Source organism: Sphingopyxis sp., assembly GCF_036402335.1.
Taxonomy (GTDB): domain Bacteria; phylum Pseudomonadota; class Alphaproteobacteria; order Sphingomonadales; family Sphingomonadaceae; genus Sphingopyxis.
The window spans coordinates 1-3,385 of sequence record NZ_DASWTD010000270.1; the positions used below are offsets into that span (position 1 = coordinate 1).

At 68.2% G+C, this 3,385-nt stretch carries 3 protein-coding genes; all 3 read left to right on the plus strand.

Annotated features, from left to right (window positions below; translation table 11 throughout):
• Positions 1–157: 157 nt before the first annotated feature.
• Positions 158–760, plus strand: coding sequence for a glycerol-3-phosphate 1-O-acyltransferase PlsY (plsY, locus tag VGD20_RS08590; RefSeq protein ID WP_331134044.1), 603 nt, complete (start codon positions 158–160; stop codon positions 758–760).
• Entirely contained in the window at positions 757–1,842 is a 1,086-nt protein-coding gene (gene dprA / locus VGD20_RS08595) for a DNA-processing protein DprA (protein WP_331134045.1), read from the plus strand. The genes plsY and dprA overlap by 4 nt, the downstream gene beginning before the upstream one ends.
• A gap of 145 nt (positions 1,843–1,987) precedes the next feature.
• Positions 1,988–3,385 (plus strand): vWA domain-containing protein (locus VGD20_RS08600; protein ID WP_331134046.1); only part of this gene is annotated, 1,398 nt, incomplete at its 3' end.

A 3,385-nucleotide genomic window follows, 5' to 3' on the forward strand; every position in this document is an offset into this window, starting at 1 on the left:
TCGAAGAAGAGAATGGGGGCGTGCGCCGCGGGGGAGGACATGGCGCGGCCCTAGCAGGGGGCGACGCTTACAGTCCATATTGACTGTAACCATCGCCGAATCCGTTGATTGCTTTGCCCAATCCCGCCAAAAGGAACGAAAGGGAGCAGGGAGCATCATGACCACCTTTTTGCTGATCGCCGCGGGCTATCTGCTCGGCTCGATCCCGTTCGGGGTGATCCTGACGCGGGCGTTCGGGGCGGGCGACCTGCGCCAGATCGGCTCGGGCAATATCGGCGCGACCAATGTGCTGCGCACCGGACGCAAGGGGCTGGCGGCGGCGACGCTGATCCTCGATGGCGCAAAGGGTGCGGTAGCGGTACTGCTCGCGCGGCATTTCGTGCCCGAACTCGGCGACCATGCCGCGATGATCGCGGGCGCCGCGGCGATGATCGGGCATTGCTATCCGGTATGGCTGAAGTTCCGCGGCGGAAAGGGCGTGGCGACGCTGCTGGGCCTCGCGCTCGCGCTCGCCTGGCCGATCGGGCTGGTGTTCGCCATCGTGTGGCTCGGCACGGTCTTGTTGCTCCGCATCTCGTCGCTCGGCGGGATGCTGGGCGCGGTTTCGGCGCCCGTCGCGGCGTTGGCGTTCGGCCACCCGGTTTACGCGGTCGGGCTCGCCGGCCTTGCGGTGATCGTGCTCTGGCGGCACCGCGAAAATATCGCGCGGTTGCGCGCCGGGACCGAGCCGCGGATCGGCGGAAAGAAAGAGACGGCGTGACGCACGCCGAGCGGCTGGCGCGGCTGCGGCTGATCCGCACCCCGCATGTCGGGCCGGTAAGCTGGCACCAGTTGATGCAGCGTTTCGGATCGGGCGAGGCGGCGCTCGCCGCGCTGCCCGACCTTGTGCTGCGCGGCGGAGCGGGGAAGGCGCGGATCGCGTCTCTCGATGCGGCCGAGCGCGAAGTCGAGCGCGTGGCGGCACTCGGTGCCCGCCATGTCTTCACCGACGAAGATGACTATTCGGCCCTGCTGCGCGAGGTCGAGGGCGCGCCGCCCGTCGTCGTGATCCGTGGCAACGCTGCAATGCTGCATCGTCCGTGCGTTGCGATTGTCGGCGCGCGCAATGCGTCGGCCATCGCGTGCCGCTTCGCGCGCCAGCTCGCCGCAGACCTTGCCGCGCGCGACGTGACCGTGGTCAGCGGGCTGGCGCGCGGGGTCGACACTGCTGCGCATGTCGGCGCGCTCGGCGGTTCGACGGTCGGGGTGATCGCCAGCGGGATCGATGTCGCCTTTCCGCCCGAAAATGCCGCATTGCAGGAAAAGATCGCGAGCGACCAGTTGCTGATCGCGGAACAGCCGCCGGGTACCGAACCGCTCGCGCGACATTTTCCGTCGCGCAACCGCATCATCGCCGGGCTCGCGCACGGCACGGTGGTGATCGAAGCGGCGCCGCGGTCGGGCTCGCTGATCACCGCGCGCCGGGCGGGCGACTATGGGCGCGAGGTGATGGCGGTGCCGGGGTCGCCGCTCGACCCGCGCGCGCAGGGCTGCAACATGCTGATCCGCGAGGGGGCGACGCTGATCCAGACGATCGATGATGTGATCGAGGCGGTGGGACCGATCGACGCCCGCATGGTCCGCGAACCCGTAATTCGCTATGCTGCCGTTCCTGCGCCCATGGATGCCGGCGATGGCGAGCGGCGGGCGCTGATCGACCTGCTCGGCCCGACGCCGGTCGCGGTCGACGAACTGGTGCGACAGTCGGGGCAGGCGGCCGCAACGGTGCAACTGGTGCTGCTCGAACTCGAGCTTGCGGGCCGCGTCGAACGCCATGCCGGAGCGAAGATTTCGCTGCTGTGACGAGGCGCACAGCGAAGCAAGTCGCTGCAATATAACCCTTCATCGCGGTTCAGTTGCGGTTCAGCGGCCGGGCGACAGGTTAATGATATTACATCACATGGCGGGGAGTTTGATGATGCGAAGCCGGTTTCTTTCGGGCGCGACCATGTTCGCGCTGTTGACCTCGGTGCAGGGACCGATTCCGGCTACCGCCCGCACCGTGCCGGCGGGAACCGGGCAAGGCTTTTGCCGCAACGCCGCACCGCTGCCACAGATCGACCCCGAGGTGGCATCGCGCCAGCAGTTCGGCTCCGACGAGACGGGATACAGGAGCGGATCGCGCGACCGGACCGAACCGATGCCTCCGCCGCCACCGCCGCCGCTCGCAGTACCCGCCCCGCCGTCTCCGTCGATCGAGGCATCGGAAAGCCGGGGGGATGTGAGCGAGGTGATCGTGTCGCTTCCCGCTGCCAAGGAAAGCGCCAGAGGTTCCGATGCCGCCTCATCCAGGATCGAGGGCGGGCGAAGCGCCGGTATCGTGCCGCCCGGGCCGCGTCCGCAGCCCCAGCCCCAATCGGGCATATTGACCGCGGGCGAGCATGACGACCTGCTCAACCCCGAACTCTACGCATCCTACGTCCATCGCAGCGGCGACCTGGGGCAGGAAGTCCGGAACCTGCCGCGCGTCGATACCACGCGCGTTGTGACGGTGAGGGTGGGCGACCGCAGCGGCCAGCCGATCCCCTTTGCCGATGTCATCGTGACGTGCAGTGACGGCAACAGCATCACGATGGCGACACAGGCCGACGGCAGCGCGGTCTTCTTCCCCGGCCTCGACCGCTTGAGCGAACGCATCACGGTTTCGGCAAGGAAGGCTGGGCGCACGATCGCCGACGCACGGCCGGTCCTCGTCGCCGACGCCGCGGGCGGTCAGCTCGTCGGGCTGACCGCGAACGAGGCGGCAGCGAAGGTGACCAAGCTTGATCTGATGCTCGTCGTCGACACGACCGGCAGCATGGGCGACGAGATCAACTATCTGCAGGCCGAGTTGCGCTCGATCATCGGTGCGATCACGGCGAAGCACCGCGACCTCGATATCCGCATCGGTTTCGTTTTCTACCGCGATCTCGGCGACGATTATGTCACGCGCACCATCGCCTTCGACCGCGACATCGGCCGGGTGCAGGGTGCGCTCGCGCGGCAGGACGCCAACGGCGGCGGCGACTATCCCGAGGCGATGGATCAGGCGATGATCCGCGCGGTCGGACAGGATTGGCGCCCCGATGCGGTGAAGTCGCTGTTGCTCGTCGCCGACGCCCCGCCGCACGACGACAAGTTCGGGCGCACCTGGGCCGCAGCCGAGGCTGCGCGTGCCAAGCGCATCCATATCACTCCGGTCGCCGCCTCCGGCGTCGCCGACAAGGCCGAATATGCGATGCGCGCGATGGCGGCGGCGACCCAGTCGCGCTATTTGTTCCTGACCGACGACAGCAGGGTCGGCAATCCGCACGCGCCGCCGGCGGTCGATTGTTATCTCGTGACCAAACTCGACGCGCACGTCCGC